Here is a 19,814-nt window from a genome sequence, read left to right on the forward strand (position 1 = left end):
ACTGCGCCGTGACTCGTTTCCGATTGAACCTGTTGACGATCTGCCTCGCGTTCGTGGTGATCACGCTCGGCGCTTTCGTGCGGCTGTCCGACGCCGGTCTGGGCTGCCCGGACTGGCCTGGCTGTTATGGGCATCTCGATGTGCCCACGGCGGAAGCCGATGTGGCCGCTGCCAACGAGCGTTTCGCGCATCGGCCGGTGGAGGTGCCCAAGGCCTGGAAGGAGATGATCCACCGCTATGCGGCCGGCGCTCTGGGGCTGCTGATTCTGGCCATGGCACTGGTTTCGATCCGGCGCACCAGCGACCCGAATCAGCAACGGGTTTTGCCCTGGGTGCTCGTCGTGCTCGTGATATTCCAGGCGTTGCTCGGCATGTGGACGGTCACGCTGCTGCTCAAGCCGCTGATCGTGACCGCGCACCTGCTCGGCGGCATGGCCACCTTCGCGCTGCTGGGCTGGTGTCTGTTTCGCGAAGGCGGACTGTTCCGCGGTTATCAGGCGGTAAAGCGCGGCGCGTTGCGGCTGGCGGCCGGTGCGGCGCTCGTCCTGCTGATCGGGCAGATATTCCTCGGCGCATGGACCTCGACCAACTACGCCGCGCTGGCCTGTCCGGACTTCCCGACCTGCCAGACCTACTGGTGGCCGCCCACCGACTTCAGCACCGCGTTCACGCTTTGGCACGGGCTGGGGATCAACTACGAATACGGCATTCTCGACAGCATTCCCCGCGCGACCATTCACTGGACACACCGCCTCGGCGCGATCGTGGTCACGCTCGCGCTGGCGGGCCTCGCCGCGGTTCTCTGGCGCCAGTCCGGGGTCGACCGGCGGTGGCGCGGGCTTGCGGTGGCGCTGCTGGCGGCTCTCGCGCTACAGGTGTCGATCGGTATTTCGGTGGTCGTATTCCACCTGCCGCTGCCGGTGGCCGTTGCCCACAACGGGGGCGCCGCCCTGTTATTATTGGCGCTTATGGCGATCAACCATGCAGTCTGGAGCGCTAGCGACCATGTCTAGCGGGCACGGCTCGAGCGCGGCGCTCGATCGGCCGACGCTGTCACAGCGTCTGACCGATTACTACGAGCTCTGCAAGCCGCGCGTGGTGCTGCTGATCGTGTTCACCGCCATGGTGGGCATGTTTCTGGCCACGCCGGGCATGGTGCCGATCGATGCGCTGCTGTTCGGCACGCTCGGCATCGGCCTGATGGCGGCGTCTGCCGCTGCGGTTAACCAGATGCTCGACCGCAAGGCCGATCAGCGCATGGCCCGCACCCGCAAGCGGCCGCTGGTGACCGGTCATCTGGACATGATGCAGTCGGCGCGCTTTGCGGCCGCTATCGGCCTGATCGGCATGGCGATCCTGCTCTGGCTGGTCAACCCGCTCACCGCTTGGCTTACGCTGGTTACGCTTGTCGGCTATGCCGGCGTGTATACCGTTTATCTCAAGCGTGCCACGCCCCAGAACATTGTCATCGGCGGCGCCGCGGGTGCCGCGCCGCCAGTGCTCGGCTGGGCCGCGGTGACCGGCACGGTCGACGCCCACGCGCTGATCCTGTTCCTGATTATCTTCATCTGGACACCGCCGCATTTCTGGGCTCTGGCCATCGAGCGTCATCGCGAATACGCCGAAGTCGATATTCCGATGCTGCCGGTCACGCATGGCCTGGAGTACACCCGCACCCAGGTGCTGCTCTACACGGTGCTGCTGTTCATCGTGTCGCTGTTGCCGTTCGCGACCGGCATGAGCGGCCCGCTGTACCTGATCAGCGCGATCGGGTTGTCGGGCTGGTTTCTGATCTACGCGATTCGCCTGAAATATGCGCCGAAGCCGGGCCTGGCGATGCGCACTTTCGGCTACTCGATTCTCTACCTCATGGCACTGTTCACGGCACTGCTCGTGGACCACTACGTGCCGGCGGTCTTCGGTAGCTGACCGCTGGGCCGGGCGCTAGCAGCCGGTCGCTAGCTCGGCGCTTCGCCGTCGGCAATCATGCGGTCGAACCGGCGCAGGTGATCGACCAGCGTTTGCTTGCCGCGGCGCTCGTCCAGCGCTTCCTCGGCCAACGGCGCGATCGCGCTCGCGCCCGGCAACGTGGCGTTGTCCTCGATCAGCGCGCGCATCCGCGGAATGAACACGAACTGCAGCCACTCGCTGAACGCGAGTGTGTCGGCGCAGAACGGTGTCCGGCTTGCCATCGCGGCCGGCGAGGGCACCTGGGCGTGCCAGAAATCGGCCTCGCGCATGGCCTGCTCGATTGCAAGCAGAAGATCGGCCAGGGCGTGCAGTTGCGCGTGTGTCGGCGACATGAGATCCCGTTTGATGCGTCGGATGGGTGATGAACAGCGGCGCGGCGAGCCCTAGAACGGCCACCACCAGGGGTTTGGATGTTCCAGATCGACACGACACCCCTGTAGCTGGGTCGCGTAGCGGCCGGCACGTGCATTCACCTTGCCGGCCGTGCGGCGCAGCCAGGCCTTGCGCTTGTACGTGCCGCGCTTATAGCCGGTCTGACCCTCGTGATAGGCCAGATACTGACTGTAGGCATCCCATTTCGAGATGCCCAGCATGGCGTTGCTCTTGGCCACATACCAGCCGACGAAATCCGTGGCGTCGTCGAAATCGTCGCGATCCGCCCAGCCGTTGCCGCTGTCTCGCTTGTACCAGTCCCAGGTGCTGTCCAGCGCCTGGGTATAGCCATAGGCCGAGGTGATATGGGTCCACGGGATGAACCACAGCAGGCGTTTGCGCGGTGGGCGCGCATCGCCGACGAAGCGCGATTCCTGATAGATGATCGCCATCTGCACATGAATGGGCGCGCCCCAGCGATCATAGGCAGCGTCCGCGGCATCGAACCAGCCGTCCTTTTCGTAGAAGATGTCGCAGACATTGCTGGTTGCGCGCGGCGGCGCCGTGGCGCAGCCGCCGATAAAGGCTGCGAGGACAAGCAGTACGAAGCGGTGCATGGGTAAAGACTAGCAGAGGCTGAAACCGAAACGCCCGTGCAGGGTATAATGCGCCGCCCGGGCACCGAGGTACGTCGCCTCCATATCCGCCAGGATATGTAAAAAAGTTATAATAAAAGAAAAAAACAGACGTTTTCACGCAGGTAACCGCCCGATAACCTGCGCCGTCGCAGGCCGACGGTCTGGCGAACCAACCTTTTGCGGATTGTTGATGAAGGCGACCCCCATCCAAGAACATACGAGCCCGCTGAATGCGCAGCAGGCGCAGCAGCTCACGGCGCTGATCGAGACGCTCACCCCCATGCAGGTGACATGGATCAGCGGCTATCTGTCGGGCATCAATGCGTCGGCGGCGACCGGCGAAGTGGCCGCGCCGGCACAGGCGGCCGCGCCCGCGGCGCAGAGCGAGGCCAGTGAACCGTTGACCATTCTCTACGGTTCGCAGACCGGCAACGCCGAGGATATCGCGGAGACGCTGCGCGAGCGTGCCGAAGCCGCGGGGCTGAATGCCACCGCGCACGACATGCTCGACTACAAGCCGAAGGATCTCAAAAAGGAAAAGAACGTCATCGTCTGTGTGTCCACGCACGGGGAGGGCGATCCGCCGGACAACGCCGAGGAGCTGCATGCCTTCATCTACGGCAAGAAGGCGCCCAAGCTCGACGGTATGAAGTTCTCGGTGCTTGCCTTCGGTGACACCAGCTATGAGCATTTCTGCCAGACCGGCAAGGATTTCGACGCGCAGCTGGAAAAGCTCGGCGGCAAGCGCCTGACCGATCGTGTCGATCTGGATGTGGATTTCGACGAGGCGGCCGAGGCCTGGATCGAGGCCGTTATCGACACCTACAAGGACGAACTCGGCGGCGGCGACCAGCCGCATCCGACCGTCACCGCCATGCCCAGCGCAGGCGGTGCAGCCGCGCCGGCGGCCGAGGCCTACTCGCGCAAGAACCCCTATGAAGCCGAGGTGCTCGAGAACATCGTGCTCAACGGTCGCGGCTCCGACAAGGAAGTCCACCATATCGAGATGGACACCGAGGAATCGGGGCTCGTCTGGGAGCCGGGCGATTCGCTGGGCATCATCCCCGAGAACGATCCGTCGGTAGTCGAGGAACTCATCGCCGCACTCGGCCTGTCGCCGGAGGAAAAGGTCACCGGTATCGACGGCGAGGTCACCCTCCAGCATGCGCTGACCCATCAGTACGAGATCACCACGCTGACGCGGCCGCTGATCGAGAAGTATGCCGTGCAGGCCCAGAACGAGGCGCTCGACAAGCTGCTCTCCGAAGACCAGCGCGAAGCCCTCGCGGATTACATGCACGGGCGTTTCATCATCGACGTGGTCGAGGACTATCCGATCCAGGGCATCACCGGTCAGGACTTCGTGCGGCTGCTGCGCAAGCTGCCGCCGCGGCTGTACTCGATCGCCTCCAGCCATGCTGCCAACCCGGACGAGATTCATCTCACCGTGGCGGCCGTGCGCTATGAAAGCCAGGGCCGGGCACGCCACGGCGTGGCGTCGATCCAGCTCGCCGATCGCAGCGAGGACGTGAAGCTGCCGATCTATATCGACCACAACAAGAACTTCAAGCTGCCCGAGAACGACGAGGCGCCGATCATCATGGTCGGCCCCGGGACCGGCGTCGCGCCGTTTCGCGCCTTCCTCGAAGAACGCGAGGAGCGCGAGGCCAGCGGCGACAACTGGCTGTTCTTCGGTGCCCAGCACTTCCTGACCGACTTCTATTACCAGACCGACTGGCTGCGCTGGCGCAAGGACGGCCTGCTCACGCGCATGGACGTGGCGTTCTCGCGCGACCAGGAAGAGAAGGTTTACGTACAGGACAAGATCCGGGCGGCCGGCAAGGAACTGTTCGACTGGATCGAGCGCGGCGCGACGGTGTATGTCTGCGGTGATGCCAATGCCATGGCCCACGACGTTCACGAAGCGCTGCTCGAGCTGATCGGCGAACACGCCGGCCTCGACGCAGAGGGCGCCGCCGGGTACCTGAAGAATCTGCAGAAGGAAAAGCGTTACCAGCGCGACGTCTATTGATTGCGGGCCATCGCAACGCCAGATTCATAGACAGCGCACGCTGCTCAAACAACGATTTCGAGCCAGAGCCATGAGCGACGACAAAGAACTTTCCCCGGTCGAACACATCAAGATCGCCAGCAACTATCTGCGCGGCACGATCGCCGACGGGCTGGCCGACGAACTCACCGGTTCGATCGCCGAGGACGACACCCAGCTGACCAAGTTCTACGGCTTCTACCAGCAGGACGACCGTGACCTGCGCTCCGAGCGCAAGACCTCGAAGCTGGAGCCGCATTACCAGTTCATGCTGCGCCTGCGCCTGCCGGCGGGCGTGGTCACCGGCGAGCAGTGGCTCAAGATCGACGAACTGGCCCACCAGTACGCCAACGGTACGTTGCGCCTGACCACGCGTCAGACGTTCCAGTACCACGGCGTGCTGAAGAAGCATCTGCGCCCGCTGCTGCAGGACGCCTACCAGGTCGGCGTCGACGCCCGCGGCGCCTGTGGCGACGTCAACCGCAACGTGATGGCCACGGCCAATCCCGATCTGTCCGCGCTGCACCAGGAAGTTCACGACTGGTCGATCAAGATCTCCGAGCATCTGGCGTGGAAATCGCGCGCCTACGAGGAAATCTTTCTCGAGCAGAAGCCGCAGGGCGAGGATCACGAGCCGATCTACGGCAAGACCTATCTGCCGCGCAAGTTCAAGATCGCCATCGCCATTCCGCCGGAGAACGATGTCGATGTTTTCGCCAACGACATCGGCCTGATCGCGATCGTCGAAAACGACAAGCTGGTCGGCTTCAATATCGCCATCGGCGGCGGCATGGGCTCGACCCATGGCGACGAAGCGACCTATCCGCGCCTGGGCAGCGTGATCGGCTTCGCCACGCCCGAGAACACGCTCGAGGCGGTCGAGGAGCTGGTCAAAATCCAGCGCGATCATGGTGATCGCGCGAACCGCAAGCATGCGCGCTTCAAGTACACCATCGACGACCACGGCCTGGGCTGGATTCACGAACAGCTCGAGGAACGTGCCGGTATCAAGCTCAAGCCGGCGCGCGAATACAAGTTCGAGCGCAACGGCGATCCGCTGGGCTGGGTCGAGGGCGATAACGGCAACTGGCACCTGACGTTGTTCATCGAGAACGGGCGCATTGCCGATTTCGACGACAACGGCACTGCGCACTACGGCCAGTACCACGGCCCGGCCGGCTACAAGCTGATGACCGGCCTGCGCGAACTCGCCAAGATTCATACCGGCGAGTTCCGGCTCACCGGCAACCACAACGTGATCGTTGCCAACGTCAAGCCCGAGGACAAGGCCAAGGTCGAGGAACTGGTCGAGCATTATGGTCTCGACGACGGCAACAAGTATTCGACGCTGCGGCACTCGGCCATGGCCTGCGTGGCGTTCCCCACCTGCGGGCTGGCGATGGCCGAGTCCGAGCGCTATCTGCCGGAGCTGGTGACCAAGATCGAGAAGATCGTCACCGACGCCGGCATCGAGAATCAGCCGATCGTGATCCGCATGACCGGCTGCCCGAACGGCTGCGCGCGGCCGTTCCTGGGCGAGATCGGGTTCGTCGGCAAGGCGCCGGGCAAGTACAACCTGTATCTGGGCGCCGGTTTCGACGGGGCGCGGCTGAACAAGCTCTATCGCGAGAACATCGGCGAGGAGGAGATTCTGGCCGAACTCACGCCGATCATCGAGCAGTACGCCGCTGAGCGGAACAAGAGTGAACCGTTCGGCGATTTCGTCATTCGGGCCGGTATCATTGCCGAAACCACCGAAGGACGATACTTCCATGAAAACGTCGGTTCGCCCGAAGCGGCTTGATTGCCTGAATAGAAACGGCGCGGGGTTGGGCCTCGCGCTGCTGGCCTCCTCTTTGCTGACTTGGCCACCGCTCGGCCAGACCCAGGCCACGCCCGCCGCGGGGCAGGGCGCGGCGGCTACCCGTCAGGCGAACACGAACGCCGCGCGCAAGGACGACGTGATTCGCGAGTTGATCGCGCTCACCGACGCGGAACAGCTGGAGGCGATCTTCTCGCGTCAGTTCATCGATCGCGTGGCCAATGCCGTGGCGCTGTTTCGGCCCGATCTCGACCCGCAGACCATGCGCGTGATCCGCCAGGAAGCCACGTCCGTGATTCGCGAGCGGATCGAGTCCGGCGACGCGTTGTATTCGGTGCTCTATCCCGTCTACGAGAAGCACTTCAATATCTTCGAGCTCAACCAGCTGGTCGAGTTCTACCAGTCGCCGGTCGGCCAGAAGCTGGTGCGGGTGTCGCCGGAACTGCTGACCGAGTCGCTCGCACTCGGGCGCGAATGGGGGCTGTCGCTCGTGCCCGAGATCATGGAGCGGGTGCAGACACGTCTCAACGCGACGAACTAGCGCGCCATCGCCGCGACGCTTGGGCTTCCTCAGGCCCTGTCGGGCCTTATCGTGCCTGGGCCTTTCACCCGAGCGATGAACCTGCCGGTCGACTTGATCGAACGCGGCGCCAGCGGCGTTTTTCGCTCGTGGCTGATCTGGACCGGTCTATGCCGTCGTATCGGCATCGGCGGGGCGGCTTTCCCAGCGCCCCACACCCATGAAGATCAGGCGCAGCTGTTTCTCCGCGCGCAGCATGAGCGCGTCGTCCTCGGCGTTATCCGGGTCCACGTCCAGAATGCGCTCGGAGAGCGTGATGACGGTGTTGACCACCAGATCCGAGATGGTGCGCAGGTCGTCGTGCGAGATGTGCGAGAACTCGTCGAAACGGGCGAGGTCCGCCGCCAGGGCATCGGTCACGAGCAGGATCTCGTTATGGATCGCCTCGCGCATGGCTACCGTGCCCGAAAAGCGTTCCTTGACCACGAACTGAAACAGCAGCCGGTTGTCGCGCACGTAGTGGGCGAACAGTTCCACGGAATAGCGGACCAGGCCCTTGAGCGGCAGCGCGGATAGCGAGGCATCGCTCAGAATCTGGCGCAGCGAGCGAAACGTGTTCTCGATGAGCGTCAGGCCCAGCGCGTCCAGATCCTCGAAGTGGCGATAGAACGCAGTCGGCACCACGCCGGCCTGGCGCGCGATGCGGCGCAGCGATATGGCGGAGAAGTTCGCCTCGCTGGCCACGAGCTCGAGCGCGGCCTGCATGAGGGCCTCGCGTGCTTCGCCGCGCCGCGGGGCGCCGCGCCGCTGTGTGGCGCGCGTCTTGCTCTCGCGAGAACTCATGGGCGTGGAGGGTGCTGCCATTCGGGTGTCACGGGCATGGGTAGCGACCTTAGCCGCTTGTGTGCCGGAAGAAAATACGTGGCGCGGCCGGCGGCCGCACATTGCGCCCACAGCGCGCCGAGACATTCTTTGTGAACAAGTGTTGACTTGGGCGTTGCGATACCCCTAAAGTGTACACGTGTTCACATTCATGAGGAAGCGGCGATGAAGCCAGTCGTGAAGAAACTGCTCGGTAGCTCCTTTGTCGGCGCGCTCGCCAGCCCGCTGTCGGTGGATGATTATTTATCGCTGATCGACAGCCGCCTGTCGCTGAGCGAACCGCGCGGGCGTGTCACCCACGTCGTGCGCCAGACGTCGGACAGCGTCACGCTGGAAATCGAGCCCAACGACAACTGGCAAGGCCACCGGCCGGGTCAGCACGTGCTGCTGGGCGTGGACCTCGACGGCGTACGTCACAGCCGCTGCTTTTCCGTGGTCAGCGCGCCCAACGAGCCGATGATCGAGGTCACGATCAAACGCAACGGCGATGGTCGGGTCAGCAATTTCCTGGTCGATCACGCCGAGCGCGGTCAGCTCGTGCACCTGAGCCCGGCCGAAGGCGACTTCTACCCGCATGCCGAGGCGCCGCGCAAGGCGCTGCTGCTCAGCGCGGGCAGCGGCATCACCCCGGTGATGAGCGTGTTGCGGCACTGGATCGCTCGGGACGAGGTCGCCGACGTGGTGTTCGTTCACTATGCGCGTACCCGCGACGACATGATCTATGCCGCCGAACTCGAAGCGATGGCCCAGCGCCACGACGGGCTGCGCGTCGAGACCGTGTTTACCGCGGATGGCGGTCGTCGTCTGGACGATGCCACGCTCGACGTGCTGGTTCCGGATCTCGCGCAGCGGCCGACGTGGCTGTGTGGCCCGGCCGGCTTCATGGACGCGGCCGAACCGCTGATTGCCGCGCGCAGCAACGAGACCCTGCACCGCGAGCAGTTCGCCGCCACGCGTCGCGAAGCCGCCCATGGTGAAGGCGCCGTGCGTTTTCTCAACAGTGATGTCGCGGCCTCGGGCGAGAGCGGTTCGCTGCTCGAAGTCGCCGAAGGCGCCGGCCTCAAGCCGAACTACGGCTGTCGCATGGGCATCTGCCATGCCTGCAAGTGCCGGGTTGCCGAGGGCAGTGTGCGCGATCTGCGCACCAACCGGGTCCGCGACGTGCGCGACACCGACATCCAGCTTTGTATCCACGCCGCCGCAGGTGACGTGGCGGTCGAGCTCTAGACGCAGTTCTCGAGCCGGTCGATCAACGAAATTCATCACAGACGCCCAGCGGCGTCCGGGAGTAGAAGACATGGGTAAGCCCACACATCTGAGCAAGGCCGACATTGCCGAATTCGGCCGCGAACTCGACGCCATCCGTGACGAGGTCATGAACGACCTCGGCGAGAGCGATGCGCGCTATATCCGCAACGTGCTCAAGACGCAGCGCTACAGCGAAGTCGCGGGCCGGGCGCTGCTCATGGCCGGCTTTCTGCCGCCGGCCTGGCTGGCCGGTACCGGTCTGCTGTCGTTGTCCAAGATCCTCGAGAACATGGAGATCGGACACAACGTCATGCACGGGCAGTGGGACTGGATGAACGATCCGGCGCTGGACTCGTCCACCTACGAGTGGGACAACACCTGCCCCGCGCACCAGTGGAAGCATTCGCACAACTACATGCACCACACCTTCACCAACATCGTGGATCTCGATCGCGATGTGGGCTACGGCATCCTGCGCATGAGCGAGGACCAGGACTGGCGTCCGCAGCATCTGGCCCAGCCGCTCACGGCGGCCACACTGGCGGCGTTCTTCCAGTGGGGTGTGGCGCTGCACGACCTCGAGGTCGAACGCCTGGGCAAGGACAAGACCTTCAAGGAAGCAGCGGTGCAGCTGCGCGACATATGGGGCAAGGCGCGCAAGCAGGTGCTCAAGGACTATCTGCTGTTCCCGGCCCTTGCCGGCCCGATGTTCGCGCCCGTGCTCGCCGGCAACTTCAGCGCCAATCTCAACCGCAACCTGTGGTCGTTTTTGATCATCTTCTGCGGCCACTTCACCGACGAAGTGGAGATGTTCGACGAATCGGAAACCGCCGACGAGACGCGCGGCGAGTGGTATCTGCGCCAGCTGCTGGGTTCGTCGAACCTGACCGGCAGCGTGCCGTTCCATATCCTGTCGGGCCATCTGAGTTATCAGATCGAGCATCATCTGTTCCCGGACATGCCGTCGCACCGGTATCGGGAAGTGGCGCCGAAGATTCAGGAGATCTGCGAGCGCTACGGCCTGAACTACAACACCGGCCCGCTCTCCAAGCAGTTCGGCGGCGTGGTCAAGCGCATCCTGCGCATGTCGTTGCCGCATCGGCGTAAACGCAATACGCTGACCTTTGAGACATCCACGGATGCCCCGGTCTATGCTGAAGCTGCTTGAAACCCTCAAGGATTCGGCCGAGTCGACCGTCGACTCGGCCGCTTCGCGCGTGGAGAACGTGCATCGCCTGATCAGCGGTTATGTCGGCAGCCAGGCGCGCAGGCTGCGTGGGCGGTCCAGGGCGGACGCGCCACCGAACGTCGATAGCCCTGCGCAAAACGCGGACAGCACCATCTACGACGTGCTGCGCGGCGTGAACCGCGAGATCGGCGAATTCGGCACCGATGTGTTCGAGATCATCGACGATGCGCGGGCGCGCCGCGCGGTCGACAAGGAGGGTGACCCGGACAAGCGCGACTGACGCTCGCCGTCACCCTGCGTGAGCGCGTAGAATCGCTGTGCATCCAGCCGACTAGGGCGCGCATGGCGGTAGCCGATTTCATACGTCGAAGCATGGCCTGGGCTCTGGTCGTGCTGCTCGTCGCGGTGGCAGCGACAGCCCACGCCCAGCTGTCGAACGGCGACGCCGAGGCGCAGATCTCGGATCTGCGCAAGCGTGTGGATGCGCTTGGCGCGCGCGACGATGTCGAGTCTGCGGTACGCGAGCGCGTACGCAACACCTACCAGCAAGCCATCGCATCTCTCGAGGCGGCGCGCAACGCACGCCAGCGCACGCGTGAATTGCGGGAAGAGGCCGGTGAGGCGCCGTCCCGCATTCGCGAGCTCAAGGCCGAACTTGCCGGGATCGAGGCGCCGCCGCCGATCGACGAACTGCGTGCCCTGTCCGGCGGCACGCTGGCGTCGCGGGTGGATACAACCAGTTCCAGGCTGGCGGACAGTCAATCCAGCCTTGCCGATCTGCGCGATCAGCTCACGCGCCTGGCACAGCGCCCGGAAGCCGCGCGCCAGGAACTCGCGGATGCGCGTACCGCGCTGCAGGCCCTGGATACGGCGTCGGCAGACGATACCGGGCAGTCGTCCCTGCTGCTGGAGGCCCAGCGCACGCAAAACCTGGCACGCCGCGAGGCGCTCACGGCCGAGATCGAAAAGCTGCAACAGGAGCTCGGTAGCCAGGATCCGCGGCAGCGTGAACTCGAAGCGCGTCGCGCGCTGGCCGAAGCACGGCTGGCGCACGACACCGAACTTCTGGCCGCGCTGCAGCGTGCCCTCGGCGAGCGTCAGAACGAAACCGCGATCGAGCTGCGCAGCGCCAGCCAGGCCAAGCTTAGCGAGCTGCGCACTGCGGTCGAACCGATCGCCTCGACCGCGCAGCGCAATGTCGAACTGGCCAATCAGCTCACCGACGTCACCCGCGAAAGCGAAGCGCTGGCGACCCGGCAGGTGCGCGAGCGCAAGCGCGTCGAGGATATCCAGCGACGGCTGAATCTGGTGCAGCGCCAGCTCGAGATCGGTGGCTCGTCGGTTGCGCTGGGTGACGTGCTGCGCGCGCAGCGGCGCGATCTGGCCAAACCCAGGCTGTTCGAAACACGCAGCGAATCGAGTGCCGAGGAGCCGGAGATCGCCTCGGCCGAGCTCATGCGGTTTCAGCTGCAGCAGCAGCGGGTGGAACTCGAGGATATCTCCCGGCGTGTCGGCGATATCCGCGACGCGGCCGAGCAGACGCTCGAGCCGGGCCAGATCGACTCGCTGCGGGCGCTGCTTGAGCAGCGGCGCGATATTCTCGATCTGCTGATCGATGCCGAGGGCCGCTTCATCGAGATCGGCCGCGATCTGCGCGGGCTTTCGCAGCAGCATGAAGAGACCGTCGACTCGTTCAACCGTCTGCTCGACGAAAGACTGTTCTGGCTGCCGTCGTTCAACCCCATGCAGCTGGACTGGTTTGCGCGTACTGGTCAGGACCTGCCCTGGGCCTTCGAGCCCCAGTCCTGGGAGAAGGCGTTCCTGAGCGTGGTGGAAGGCGCGCGCACGCGCCCGATCGTCACTTCGGCGGTGCTGCTGTTCATTGCCGCGTTGCTTGGCGTGCGGCGGCCGCTGCGCCATCGTCTGCGCCAGCTGGCGGAGCCGGTGGGCAACGTGCGCCGCGACACGGCGTGGCTGACCCTGCGCGCGGCACTGATTACCGTGCTGCTGTTCATCCCCATCGTTGCGGTGCTGCTGCTGGCCGGCTATCTGGCGCGCGCGCCGGGGGATGCCGGCGTATTTACCCAGGCCGTGTCCCAGGTCTTTGTCCAGCTCGCCATTCTGGCGCTGTTTCTGGAGCCGTTTGCGCAAGTCTGTCGCAAGTTCGGCCTGGCACACAGCCATTTTCTGTGGAGCGACGAGGCGCGCCACGGTCTACACCGCATGCTGCGCTGGCTGCTTGCAATGCTCGTCATACCCACGATTCTCGTGACCTTCACGGAAGCGTTCGACGACGACGCCAAGCGCGAAACCATCGGCCGCGGGGCGTTCATGTTCGGATCGCTGGTGATCGCGGTGTTCTCGTGGCGATTGCTGCACCCGGTGCGCGGCGAGCTTGCCGGCGTGATCAACGCCGAGGACGAGTCGCACTGGCGGCTGGGTTATCTCTGGCTGCCGATAGCGGTCGGCGTGCCCCTGTTGCTGTTCGGGCTGGCCGGTTGGGGGTACTACTACACCGCGCTGCAGCTGCAGAGCCGTTTCTTCTATTCCGCCGGTCTGCTGGGCGGCTGTTTTGTGCTCTACGCGCTGATCGTGCGCTGGCTGACGGTTGCCGAGCGCCGCCTCGCGCTCACCCGCGCGCTGCGCAAGCGCGAGGAGGCACGCGAGGCGCGCGCGACGCGTGATGCGGCCGCCGCCGCGGGCGAGAGCACGCCGGAAAATCTCGACACGCTCGAGATCGATCTCATGCAGATCAGCGAGCAGACGCGCGGGCTGATCAAGGTCGTAATCGCGCTGATCACGGTCGCGGTGTTGTGGATCATCTGGTCCGATACGCTGCCCGCCCTGCAGCTGCTGGACAACGTCACGCTCTGGCAGTACGCGACCGAGATCGACGGCAAGTCCCAGCTCACGCGCGTGACCCTGGGCGCGTTGCTTCTGGCGCTCGCGCTCGGCGTGGTCACGGCACTGGCCGGTCGCAACTTGCCGGGCTTTCTCGAGATCACGGTGTTGCGGCGTTTCTCGATGGACGCCGGCAGTCGTTACGCGATGGCCACGCTGTTCCAGTACGCCATCGTGATCATCGGTCTGCTGGGCGCGGTGGCCCTGATCGGCTTTCGCTGGTCCTCGATCCAGTGGCTGGTGGCCGCGGTTGGCGTGGGTCTGGGTTTCGGCCTGCAGGAGATCTTCGCCAATTTCGTCTCCGGCATCGTGATTCTGTTCGAGCGCCCCGTGCGGGTGGGCGATACGGTCACGGTCGGCACGCTCACCGGCACGGTGTCGCGTATCCGTATCCGCGCGACCACGGTCACCGACTGGGACAACAAGGAAGTGGTGATCCCGAACAAGACGTTCATTACCGAAACGGTGATCAACTGGACGCTCACCGACGACATCACGCGCCTGATCATCCGCGTGCATCTGGCGCTGGACACGGATACCGAGCTCGCCGAAAAACTGATCATGGACGTGATTCGCGACGAGCCGGTGGCGCTCGACAACCCGGCGCCGACCGTGTTTTTCGTCGGCTACGACGACAGCGCGCTGATCTACGAGGCGCGCATCTTCTATCACGATCTGTACAACCTGCTGCCGTTGCAGCACGCCATCTACAAGCGTATGCACGCGGCGTTCAGAGCCAACGACGTGGTGGTGTCGTTTCCGCAACAGGATCTCCACCTGCGCTCGATCGACGAGTCGTTCGGCGAGGTGCTGGGTGCGAAGCGAAACGCGCGCGGCGCGCAGGACGATGGGGGCGACGGATCGTCGACGCCGTCGCCGGCCCGCTAGGCGCGCATTCGCGCCGCGGGCGTTGTGCTATGCCTTGCCGTCGTCCTCGTCGGCGGTGAGCCGGCGCGGTAGCGCCTGCGGATAGTAGGCGTACAGCCAGGTTTCGGTGAGTATGCGGCCCTCGTGGCCGAGCGTGGCGCGCAGTTCGACGGGCTTATCGTCGGGCGGGAGTTCGCCTTGCCAGTCGAAGATCACGCGCCAGCGGCCGGTATCCTCCACGTGCTGCACGTAGGGATTGTCGATTCGTCCGTGGGTGGTGGCGACATCGGGTTCGGGTTCGTCGTCCGGCGTGAGGCCGCTAAGTGCGTCGCCGGCGAAATCGATCACGAACTTGCGCGCAAGGACCGATTGATCCTCGTAGGTGCCGGGCCCGCCGGCGCGGCCGGTGCGTGTCGAGACCACGCGTGCGAGTTCGGGCGGGTAGGGCTCTTCGCTGCACCAGTGCAGGCGATAATCGAACCGCCATTCCTGCCCGGCGACCGTCTTGTCCTGCGGGACCCAGAACACGTTGATGTTGTCGTAGACCTCTTCATCGGTCGGCAGCTCGAGCAGACCGACATGGCCGGCGCCCCAGCCGCCGCGCGGCTCGACCCAGAGGCTGGGGCGCTTCTCGAACCCGACTTCCGGGTCCTGATAGTGGTCGAACGCCCGATCGCGCTGGAGCAGGCCGAAGCCTTTCGGATCCTGGTCCTGAAAGGCGCTGTACTGTACCCGCGGCGGGTTGCTGAGTGCGCGCCAGAGGCGTTCGCCCTTGCCTGTGGTCATGGCCAGGCCGTCGCTGTCGTGGATTTCGGGACGCCAGTCCACGCCGCGGCGCGCGTTCGTCTCGGAGAACCAGAACATGCTGGTCAGCGGGGCGATGCCCAGGCGCTGGACGGCATTGCGCTGGAAAAGCCGTGACTCGATATCCATGATCACGTTGCCCGGGCGGCGCACGCGCAGGCGATAGGCGCCGGTCAGCGCTTCGCCCTCGAGCAGCGCGCAGATGGTGATTTCACGATCACCCGGGGCAGGCTTGATCAGCCAGTAGGCAGAAAAGCGCGGAAACGCTTCCTGTTCGCCGTAGCCGGTATCCACCGATATTCCGCGCGCGGACAGACCGTACTGGTTGAGCCCGCCAGGACTGCGGAAATAACTCGCGCCCTTGAACGCCAGCCATTCCAGCTCGTCACCACTGCGATCCACGAGCCGAAAACCTGCGAAGCCGAGATCGTCCGGCAGCCGTTCGGCGAGTTCCGGGTCCTCGTAGCTGAACAGGTCGGCGTCGTAGGCGATATGCCGGCTGCGCCCGTCTTCCACGACATGAATATCGACGGGTTCGCGCGCGTTCTGGTCGAGATGGAAGAACTCGAGCCGTACCGGCGTATCGGAATCCGACCAGAGGGCGGCCTCCTTGCGGGTATCGATCCCCATGAAGGATTCATAGCCCAGATCGTCGAGCAATTTCTCGTAGTGGTCGGATGGCGGCGTATAGGGTTGCCCGGCCAGCGTACGCGCATGGGCGACGAGGGCGTCGAAACTGAACGGCTGGCCATCGCCGGGGCGCGCCGCGTGCGCGAGCCGGCTCCAGCCGCCCAACGCAGAAACGCCTGCAAGTGCCGTCGTGGACACAAGCAGGCGTCGTCTACCGAGGTCTGTTTCCATAGGCGCCGGCCGTCAGGCCGAGTGGCTATCGGCTAGGCAGGCACCATGGCGCCACGCAGCTTCTTGATCGCGGCGACCTCAAGCTGGCGGATACGCTCGGCCGAGACCTGATACTTGTCGCCGAGCTCTTGCAGGCCGATCTTGCCGTCTTCGCGTAGCCAGCGGCTTTCGAGAATGTCGCGGCTGCGCTCGTCGAGCTGGGTCATGGCGCGCGAAAGATTCGCGTGCTGGTAGGTTTCCCAGTCGCCGTTCTCGATATCCGAGGCCGGATCATAACCCTCGTCGGCGGACAGATAGTCCTCCGGCGCATAGCTTTCCTCGTCGGAAGCGCCGGGCAGGGCGTTGTACGAGGTGTCGCCGCCGGACAGGCGCCGTTCCATCTGCAGTACGGTCTCGGGCTTGACGCCAAGATCGCCGGCCACGGCGTTGACTTCCTTGTCGTTCATCCAGCCCAGACGCTTCTTGGAGCTGCGCAGGTTGAAGAACAGCTTGCGCTGCGCCTTGGTGGTCGCGACCTTCACGATCCGCCAGTTGCGCAGGATGAACTCGTGGATTTCGGCACGAATCCAGTGCACCGCAAACGAGATCAGGCGCACGCCCACGTCGGGGTCGAAGCGCTTGACGGCCTTCATCAGGCCGATGTTGCCTTCCTGGACCAGATCGGCCAGCGGCAGGCCATAGCCCGAATAGCCGCGCGCAACGTGCACCACGAAACGCAGGTTGGACAGAATCAGCTTCTGGGCCGCCTGGATATCGCCGTCGTCACGCAGCTGGCGCGCGAGCTTCTGCTCGTCGTCGACATCAAGAACCGGGATATTCGAAACCGCCTGCAGATAGGAGTCGATGCTGCCCGAGGCAAGCGTCGGCAGGTTCATCTTGGACGGCGAAAGAGAAATATCGTTAGCCATGTGCAAAGCCTCCTTGGGACTTTTGCTAGTTGCATCCAGTCTAACAAAAAATCGCGGATTACGAGGGATCGATTATAGGCGCAACGGTATGACCGCAACGTTGCCGTTAGGTTCCGCCTATCGTGGTTCAATCGCGGCCAGGCGCCGGTTCACGGTCAGTGCACAGCCGGCCCAGCCGAGGCCGACGCCCGTGCCGAGCATGACCAGTACGCCCTTGAAGCTCAGACCATGTAGGGCGAGCGCGCCATCGTAGGATCGCGTCAGCGCGCCGAGCGGCTCGGCCAGCGCGATGAAGCACGCCCCCAGCAGAAGGAGCGCCAGAATCGCCCCCACGAGCCCGTACCAGAAACCGCTGTAGAGAAACGGGCGGCGAATGAATGCGTCGGAGGCCCCGAGCAGCTTCATCACCTCGATCTCCTCGCGACGATTCTCGATGTCCAGCCGGATGGTGTTGCCGACGATGAACAGCACCGCTACCGACAGCAGCAGCCCGATCACCCAGGCCGAGCGTTCCATCACCGACAGGATGGCATAAAGCCGGGCCAGCCAGGCCTGATCCAGTTCCGCACGCGCGACCCCCGCCTGCGACTCTAGATCCACCAGCAGTTCGCCGACTTCGGCGCGCGGCATCTCGGGCCGGGGCGTGACCACGATGACGGCCGGTAGCGGGTTGTCTTCGAGGGCGTCAAGCGCGGCCCCGAATCCGGAGGATTCGCGAAACTGTTCGAGGCCTGCCTGGGCAGATATGAACCGCGTCTCGGCGACGCTGTCGCGGTCGGCGATCTTTTCGGCCAGCGCTTCGCCGCTTGCGGTATCGACGCTGTCTTCGAGATAAAGCGATGCCTGGACAGCGCGATGCCAGCTCTGCGACAGGGTGTCCAGATTGGTCATCAGCACGTACAAGCCGGCCGGCAGAGCCAGTGCGATACCGATGACAAAGGTCGTGAGCAGGCTCGCCACCCAGCGCCGGTGCAGCCGACCCAGGCTTTCGATCAGGCACCGCGCATGAGCGCTGGCCCAGCCCTGGGCCGGCGCGGCGAGGGTGCTGGGCGTGATCCGCCGGCGGCTGGTATTCACCGCGGCACGTTGCGGGGATTGACTACGGCGGGCCATGGCGTCAGCCGTTTTCCAGATGGCCGTGATCGAGCCGGATACGGCGGTAGCCCAGCCGCTCGACCAGATCGATGGCGTGCGTGGCGATCATGATGCTGGTGCCGGCTTCGTTCAGGCGCGTGAACAGGCGCATGATATCGGCCGAGAGCGCCGGGTCGAGATTGCCGGTGGGCTCATCGGCGAGTATGAGATACGGCCGATCGACCACCGCGCGGGCGATGCCGACCCGCTGCTGCTCGCCGCCGGACAGCGTGACCGGGAACTTGCGCTCGTGGGAGAGCAGGCCGACGGTGTCGAGCGCCGCGCGTACCCGGCGCGCGATGTCCGCATGGCCAAGTCCGCGGATCACCAGCGGCAGGGCGACGTTGTCGAACACCGTGCGATCGAACAGCAGATTGTAGTTCTGGAAGATCAGCCCGAGCCGCTGGCGATAACGGGGAATCTGGCTGCGCTTGACCGCGCCAAGGTTGGTGCCGTTGATCACCACCTGACCGCGGGTGGGGCGCTCGATCAGCCCGATCAGTTTCATCAGGGTCGATTTGCCGGCCCCGGAATGCCCCGTCAGAAAAGCCATCTCGCCACGCCGCAGATGCAGCGATACGCCATCCAGCGCGATCTTGCCGCCGGGATAGCGCTTGATCACGTTCTTGAAGGCGACGATATCGGTCATGGGCGTGCGGCTGGCCGGTTACTGCTTGCGATCGAACAGGGCGTCCATGAAGTGCTCGGACTCGAACACGCCCAGATCCTCGACCTTCTCGCCGATGCCGATGAAGCGCAATGGCAGGCCGAGCCGCTTGGCGATCGCGAATACGATGCCGCCCGACGCGGTCCCGTCGAGCTTGGTGATGGTGATGCCGGTCAGGCCGACGGCCTCGTGGAAGGCCACGGCCTGCTGCAGCGCATTGCCGCCGGTGGTGGCATCTACCACGAGCATGACTTCATGCGGCGCGTACTCGTCCTGCTTGCCCAGCACGCGCTTGACCTTCTTGAGTTCGTCCATGAGATGGCCCTGCGTATGCAGGCGCCCCGCTGTATCCGCGATGAGCACGTCGATGCCGCGCGCCTTGGCTTTCGAGAACGCGTCGAAGACCACCGACGCCGAGTCGGAGCCGCTGCCCTGGGCGACAACGGGGACGTGGTTGCGCTCGCCCCAGCCCTGTAGTTGTTCGACCGCGGCGGCACGGAAGGTATCGCCCGCGGCGAGCATCACCGATTGACCGGCATCCTGGAATTTCTTCGCCAGCTTGCCGATCGTGGTCGTCTTGCCGACACCGTTCACGCCGACCATGAGAATGACATAGGGGCGGGTATGCGCGGGGATCTCGAGCGGTTCCTCGCAGGGTGTCAGGATCGCGCCCAGATGCTCGCGCAGCGACTTGCCAAGATCCTTGCCGGTGCGCAGGCGGCCGCCGTCGTACAGCGTCTGCAGGCGCGCCATCACCTGGCCCGTGGCTTCGACGCCGACATCGGCAAGCAGCAGCTGGGTCTCGAGTTCGTCGAGCGCGTCCTGGTCGACGGTTTCGCCGGGCAGCAGGTTGCGCAGGTCATAGGTCAGCCACGAGTCGCCCTTGTTCAGGCTGGCTCGCATACGGGTGAAGAAGCCGGGTTGCTTGAGCTTCGAGGTCTTGCGCGGCTGCGGATCGTTGGCCATTGAGTCTGCGTCGG

17 protein-coding genes are annotated in these 19,814 nt (G+C 64.7%); 9 read left to right on the plus strand and 8 right to left on the minus strand.

The window, feature by feature from the left end:
* The first annotated feature begins 8 nt into the window (after positions 1-8).
* Both J7355_RS06460 and cyoE read left to right on the plus strand, forming a co-directional pair.
* Entirely contained in the window at positions 9-1,013 is a 1,005-nt protein-coding gene (locus J7355_RS06460; RefSeq protein ID WP_209061029.1) for a COX15/CtaA family protein, read from the plus strand.
* Positions 1,006-1,929: a heme o synthase gene (gene cyoE, locus J7355_RS06465; RefSeq protein WP_247739814.1), complete on the plus strand. Its 924-nt coding sequence runs from the start codon at positions 1,006-1,008 to the stop codon at positions 1,927-1,929. Before J7355_RS06460 ends, cyoE begins: the two co-directional genes overlap by 8 nt.
* 29 nt (positions 1,930-1,958) lie before the next feature.
* Here the strand turns inward: cyoE and J7355_RS06470 are convergent, their stop codons facing one another.
* Together J7355_RS06470 and J7355_RS06475 are read right to left on the minus strand one after the other, a co-directional pair.
* On the minus strand, positions 1,959-2,303 hold the full coding sequence (locus tag J7355_RS06470) for a YqcC family protein (protein ID WP_209061031.1): 345 nt from the start codon (positions 2,301-2,303) through the stop codon (positions 1,959-1,961).
* Between the two features lie 51 nt (positions 2,304-2,354).
* Positions 2,355-2,960: a transglycosylase SLT domain-containing protein gene (locus J7355_RS06475; RefSeq protein WP_209061032.1), complete on the minus strand. Its 606-nt coding sequence runs from the start codon at positions 2,958-2,960 to the stop codon at positions 2,355-2,357.
* A gap of 211 nt (positions 2,961-3,171) precedes the next feature.
* On the opposite strand from J7355_RS06475, the gene J7355_RS06480 reads away from it, so the two are divergent.
* The 3 genes from J7355_RS06480 to J7355_RS06490 all read left to right on the plus strand — a co-directional run bounded on the left by J7355_RS06480 (position 3,172) and on the right by J7355_RS06490 (position 7,394).
* On the plus strand, positions 3,172-5,013 hold the full coding sequence (locus J7355_RS06480; RefSeq protein ID WP_209061033.1) for an assimilatory sulfite reductase (NADPH) flavoprotein subunit: 1,842 nt from the start codon (positions 3,172-3,174) through the stop codon (positions 5,011-5,013).
* Between the two features lie 70 nt (positions 5,014-5,083).
* Positions 5,084-6,835, plus strand: a complete 1,752-nt coding sequence (gene cysI, locus J7355_RS06485) for an assimilatory sulfite reductase (NADPH) hemoprotein subunit (RefSeq protein ID WP_209061034.1) — start codon at positions 5,084-5,086, stop codon at positions 6,833-6,835.
* Positions 6,804-7,394 (plus strand): DUF2059 domain-containing protein, encoded by a 591-nt coding sequence (locus tag J7355_RS06490; RefSeq protein ID WP_209061035.1) that lies wholly within the window; start codon positions 6,804-6,806, stop codon positions 7,392-7,394. Before cysI ends, J7355_RS06490 begins: the two co-directional genes overlap by 32 nt.
* Before the next feature lie 147 nt (positions 7,395-7,541).
* Here J7355_RS06490 and J7355_RS06495 read toward each other — a convergent pair whose 3' ends face one another.
* Entirely contained in the window at positions 7,542-8,237 is a 696-nt protein-coding gene (locus J7355_RS06495) for a TetR family transcriptional regulator (RefSeq protein WP_247739815.1), read from the minus strand.
* A 183-nt stretch (positions 8,238-8,420) separates the two neighbouring features.
* On the opposite strand from J7355_RS06495, the gene J7355_RS06500 reads away from it, so the two are divergent.
* From J7355_RS06500 to J7355_RS06515, 4 genes are all read left to right on the plus strand, one after another.
* Positions 8,421-9,482: a ferredoxin reductase gene (locus J7355_RS06500; protein ID WP_209061037.1), complete on the plus strand. Its 1,062-nt coding sequence runs from the start codon at positions 8,421-8,423 to the stop codon at positions 9,480-9,482.
* A 70-nt stretch (positions 9,483-9,552) separates the two neighbouring features.
* Complete coding sequence (locus J7355_RS06505; RefSeq protein WP_209061039.1) at positions 9,553-10,671, plus strand: acyl-CoA desaturase; 1,119 nt, start codon at positions 9,553-9,555, stop codon at positions 10,669-10,671.
* Entirely contained in the window at positions 10,655-10,972 is a 318-nt protein-coding gene (locus tag J7355_RS06510) for a hypothetical protein (RefSeq protein ID WP_209061041.1), read from the plus strand. The genes J7355_RS06505 and J7355_RS06510 overlap by 17 nt, the downstream gene beginning before the upstream one ends.
* A gap of 62 nt (positions 10,973-11,034) precedes the next feature.
* Positions 11,035-14,481 (plus strand): mechanosensitive ion channel domain-containing protein, encoded by a 3,447-nt coding sequence (locus J7355_RS06515; protein ID WP_209061043.1) that lies wholly within the window; start codon positions 11,035-11,037, stop codon positions 14,479-14,481.
* Between the two features lie 27 nt (positions 14,482-14,508).
* On the opposite strand, the gene J7355_RS06520 is transcribed toward J7355_RS06515, so the two are convergent.
* From J7355_RS06520 to ftsY, 5 genes are all read right to left on the minus strand, one after another.
* A complete protein-coding gene (locus J7355_RS06520) occupies positions 14,509-16,092 on the minus strand; it encodes a glucan biosynthesis protein (RefSeq protein WP_209061045.1) in 1,584 nt (527 codons plus the stop codon).
* A gap of 65 nt (positions 16,093-16,157) precedes the next feature.
* The gene (rpoH, locus tag J7355_RS06525) at positions 16,158-17,033 is read right to left on the minus strand and encodes an RNA polymerase sigma factor RpoH (protein WP_209061047.1); all 876 of its coding nucleotides are present in this window, start codon (positions 17,031-17,033) and stop codon (positions 16,158-16,160) included.
* A gap of 117 nt (positions 17,034-17,150) precedes the next feature.
* Positions 17,151-18,146, minus strand: coding sequence for a permease-like cell division protein FtsX (gene ftsX / locus J7355_RS06530; RefSeq protein WP_209061054.1), 996 nt, complete (start codon positions 18,144-18,146; stop codon positions 17,151-17,153).
* 4 nt (positions 18,147-18,150) lie between these two features.
* A complete protein-coding gene (ftsE, locus tag J7355_RS06535; RefSeq protein ID WP_247739817.1) occupies positions 18,151-18,816 on the minus strand; it encodes a cell division ATP-binding protein FtsE in 666 nt (221 codons plus the stop codon).
* 18 nt (positions 18,817-18,834) lie between these two features.
* Positions 18,835-19,800, minus strand: a complete 966-nt coding sequence (gene ftsY, locus J7355_RS06540; protein WP_209061056.1) for a signal recognition particle-docking protein FtsY — start codon at positions 19,798-19,800, stop codon at positions 18,835-18,837.
* Positions 19,801-19,814 lie beyond the last annotated feature (14 nt).

It is taken from the genome of Endozoicomonas sp. G2_2 (genome assembly GCF_017744135.1).
Taxonomy (GTDB): Bacteria; Pseudomonadota; Gammaproteobacteria; order Nevskiales; family Salinisphaeraceae; genus Salinisphaera.

What these genes read in the sequence shown, in the direction of transcription:
- cyoE (WP_247739814.1), top strand. Translation starts at nt 1,006, where the DNA reads ATGTCTAGCGGGCACGGCTCGAGCGCGGCGCTCGATCGGCCGACGCTG.
- J7355_RS06475 (WP_209061032.1), bottom strand. Translation starts at nt 2,960, where the DNA reads ATGCACCGCTTCGTACTGCTTGTCCTCGCAGCCTTTATCGGCGGCTGC.
- ftsE (WP_247739817.1), bottom strand. Translation starts at nt 18,816, where the DNA reads ATGACCGATATCGTCGCCTTCAAGAACGTGATCAAGCGCTATCCCGGC.
- J7355_RS06505 (WP_209061039.1), top strand. Translation starts at nt 9,553, where the DNA reads ATGGGTAAGCCCACACATCTGAGCAAGGCCGACATTGCCGAATTCGGC.
- ftsY (WP_209061056.1), bottom strand. Translation starts at nt 19,800, where the DNA reads ATGGCCAACGATCCGCAGCCGCGCAAGACCTCGAAGCTCAAGCAACCC.
- J7355_RS06510 (WP_209061041.1), top strand. Translation starts at nt 10,655, where the DNA reads ATGCTGAAGCTGCTTGAAACCCTCAAGGATTCGGCCGAGTCGACCGTC.
- J7355_RS06490 (WP_209061035.1), top strand. Translation starts at nt 6,804, where the DNA reads ATGAAAACGTCGGTTCGCCCGAAGCGGCTTGATTGCCTGAATAGAAAC.
- ftsX (WP_209061054.1), bottom strand. Translation starts at nt 18,146, where the DNA reads ATGGCCCGCCGTAGTCAATCCCCGCAACGTGCCGCGGTGAATACCAGC.
- J7355_RS06495 (WP_247739815.1), bottom strand. Translation starts at nt 8,237, where the DNA reads ATGGCAGCACCCTCCACGCCCATGAGTTCTCGCGAGAGCAAGACGCGC.
- J7355_RS06515 (WP_209061043.1), top strand. Translation starts at nt 11,035, where the DNA reads ATGGCGGTAGCCGATTTCATACGTCGAAGCATGGCCTGGGCTCTGGTC.
- J7355_RS06480 (WP_209061033.1), top strand. Translation starts at nt 3,172, where the DNA reads ATGAAGGCGACCCCCATCCAAGAACATACGAGCCCGCTGAATGCGCAG.
- rpoH (WP_209061047.1), bottom strand. Translation starts at nt 17,033, where the DNA reads ATGGCTAACGATATTTCTCTTTCGCCGTCCAAGATGAACCTGCCGACG.
- cysI (WP_209061034.1), top strand. Translation starts at nt 5,084, where the DNA reads ATGAGCGACGACAAAGAACTTTCCCCGGTCGAACACATCAAGATCGCC.
- J7355_RS06500 (WP_209061037.1), top strand. Translation starts at nt 8,421, where the DNA reads ATGAAGCCAGTCGTGAAGAAACTGCTCGGTAGCTCCTTTGTCGGCGCG.
- J7355_RS06470 (WP_209061031.1), bottom strand. Translation starts at nt 2,303, where the DNA reads ATGTCGCCGACACACGCGCAACTGCACGCCCTGGCCGATCTTCTGCTT.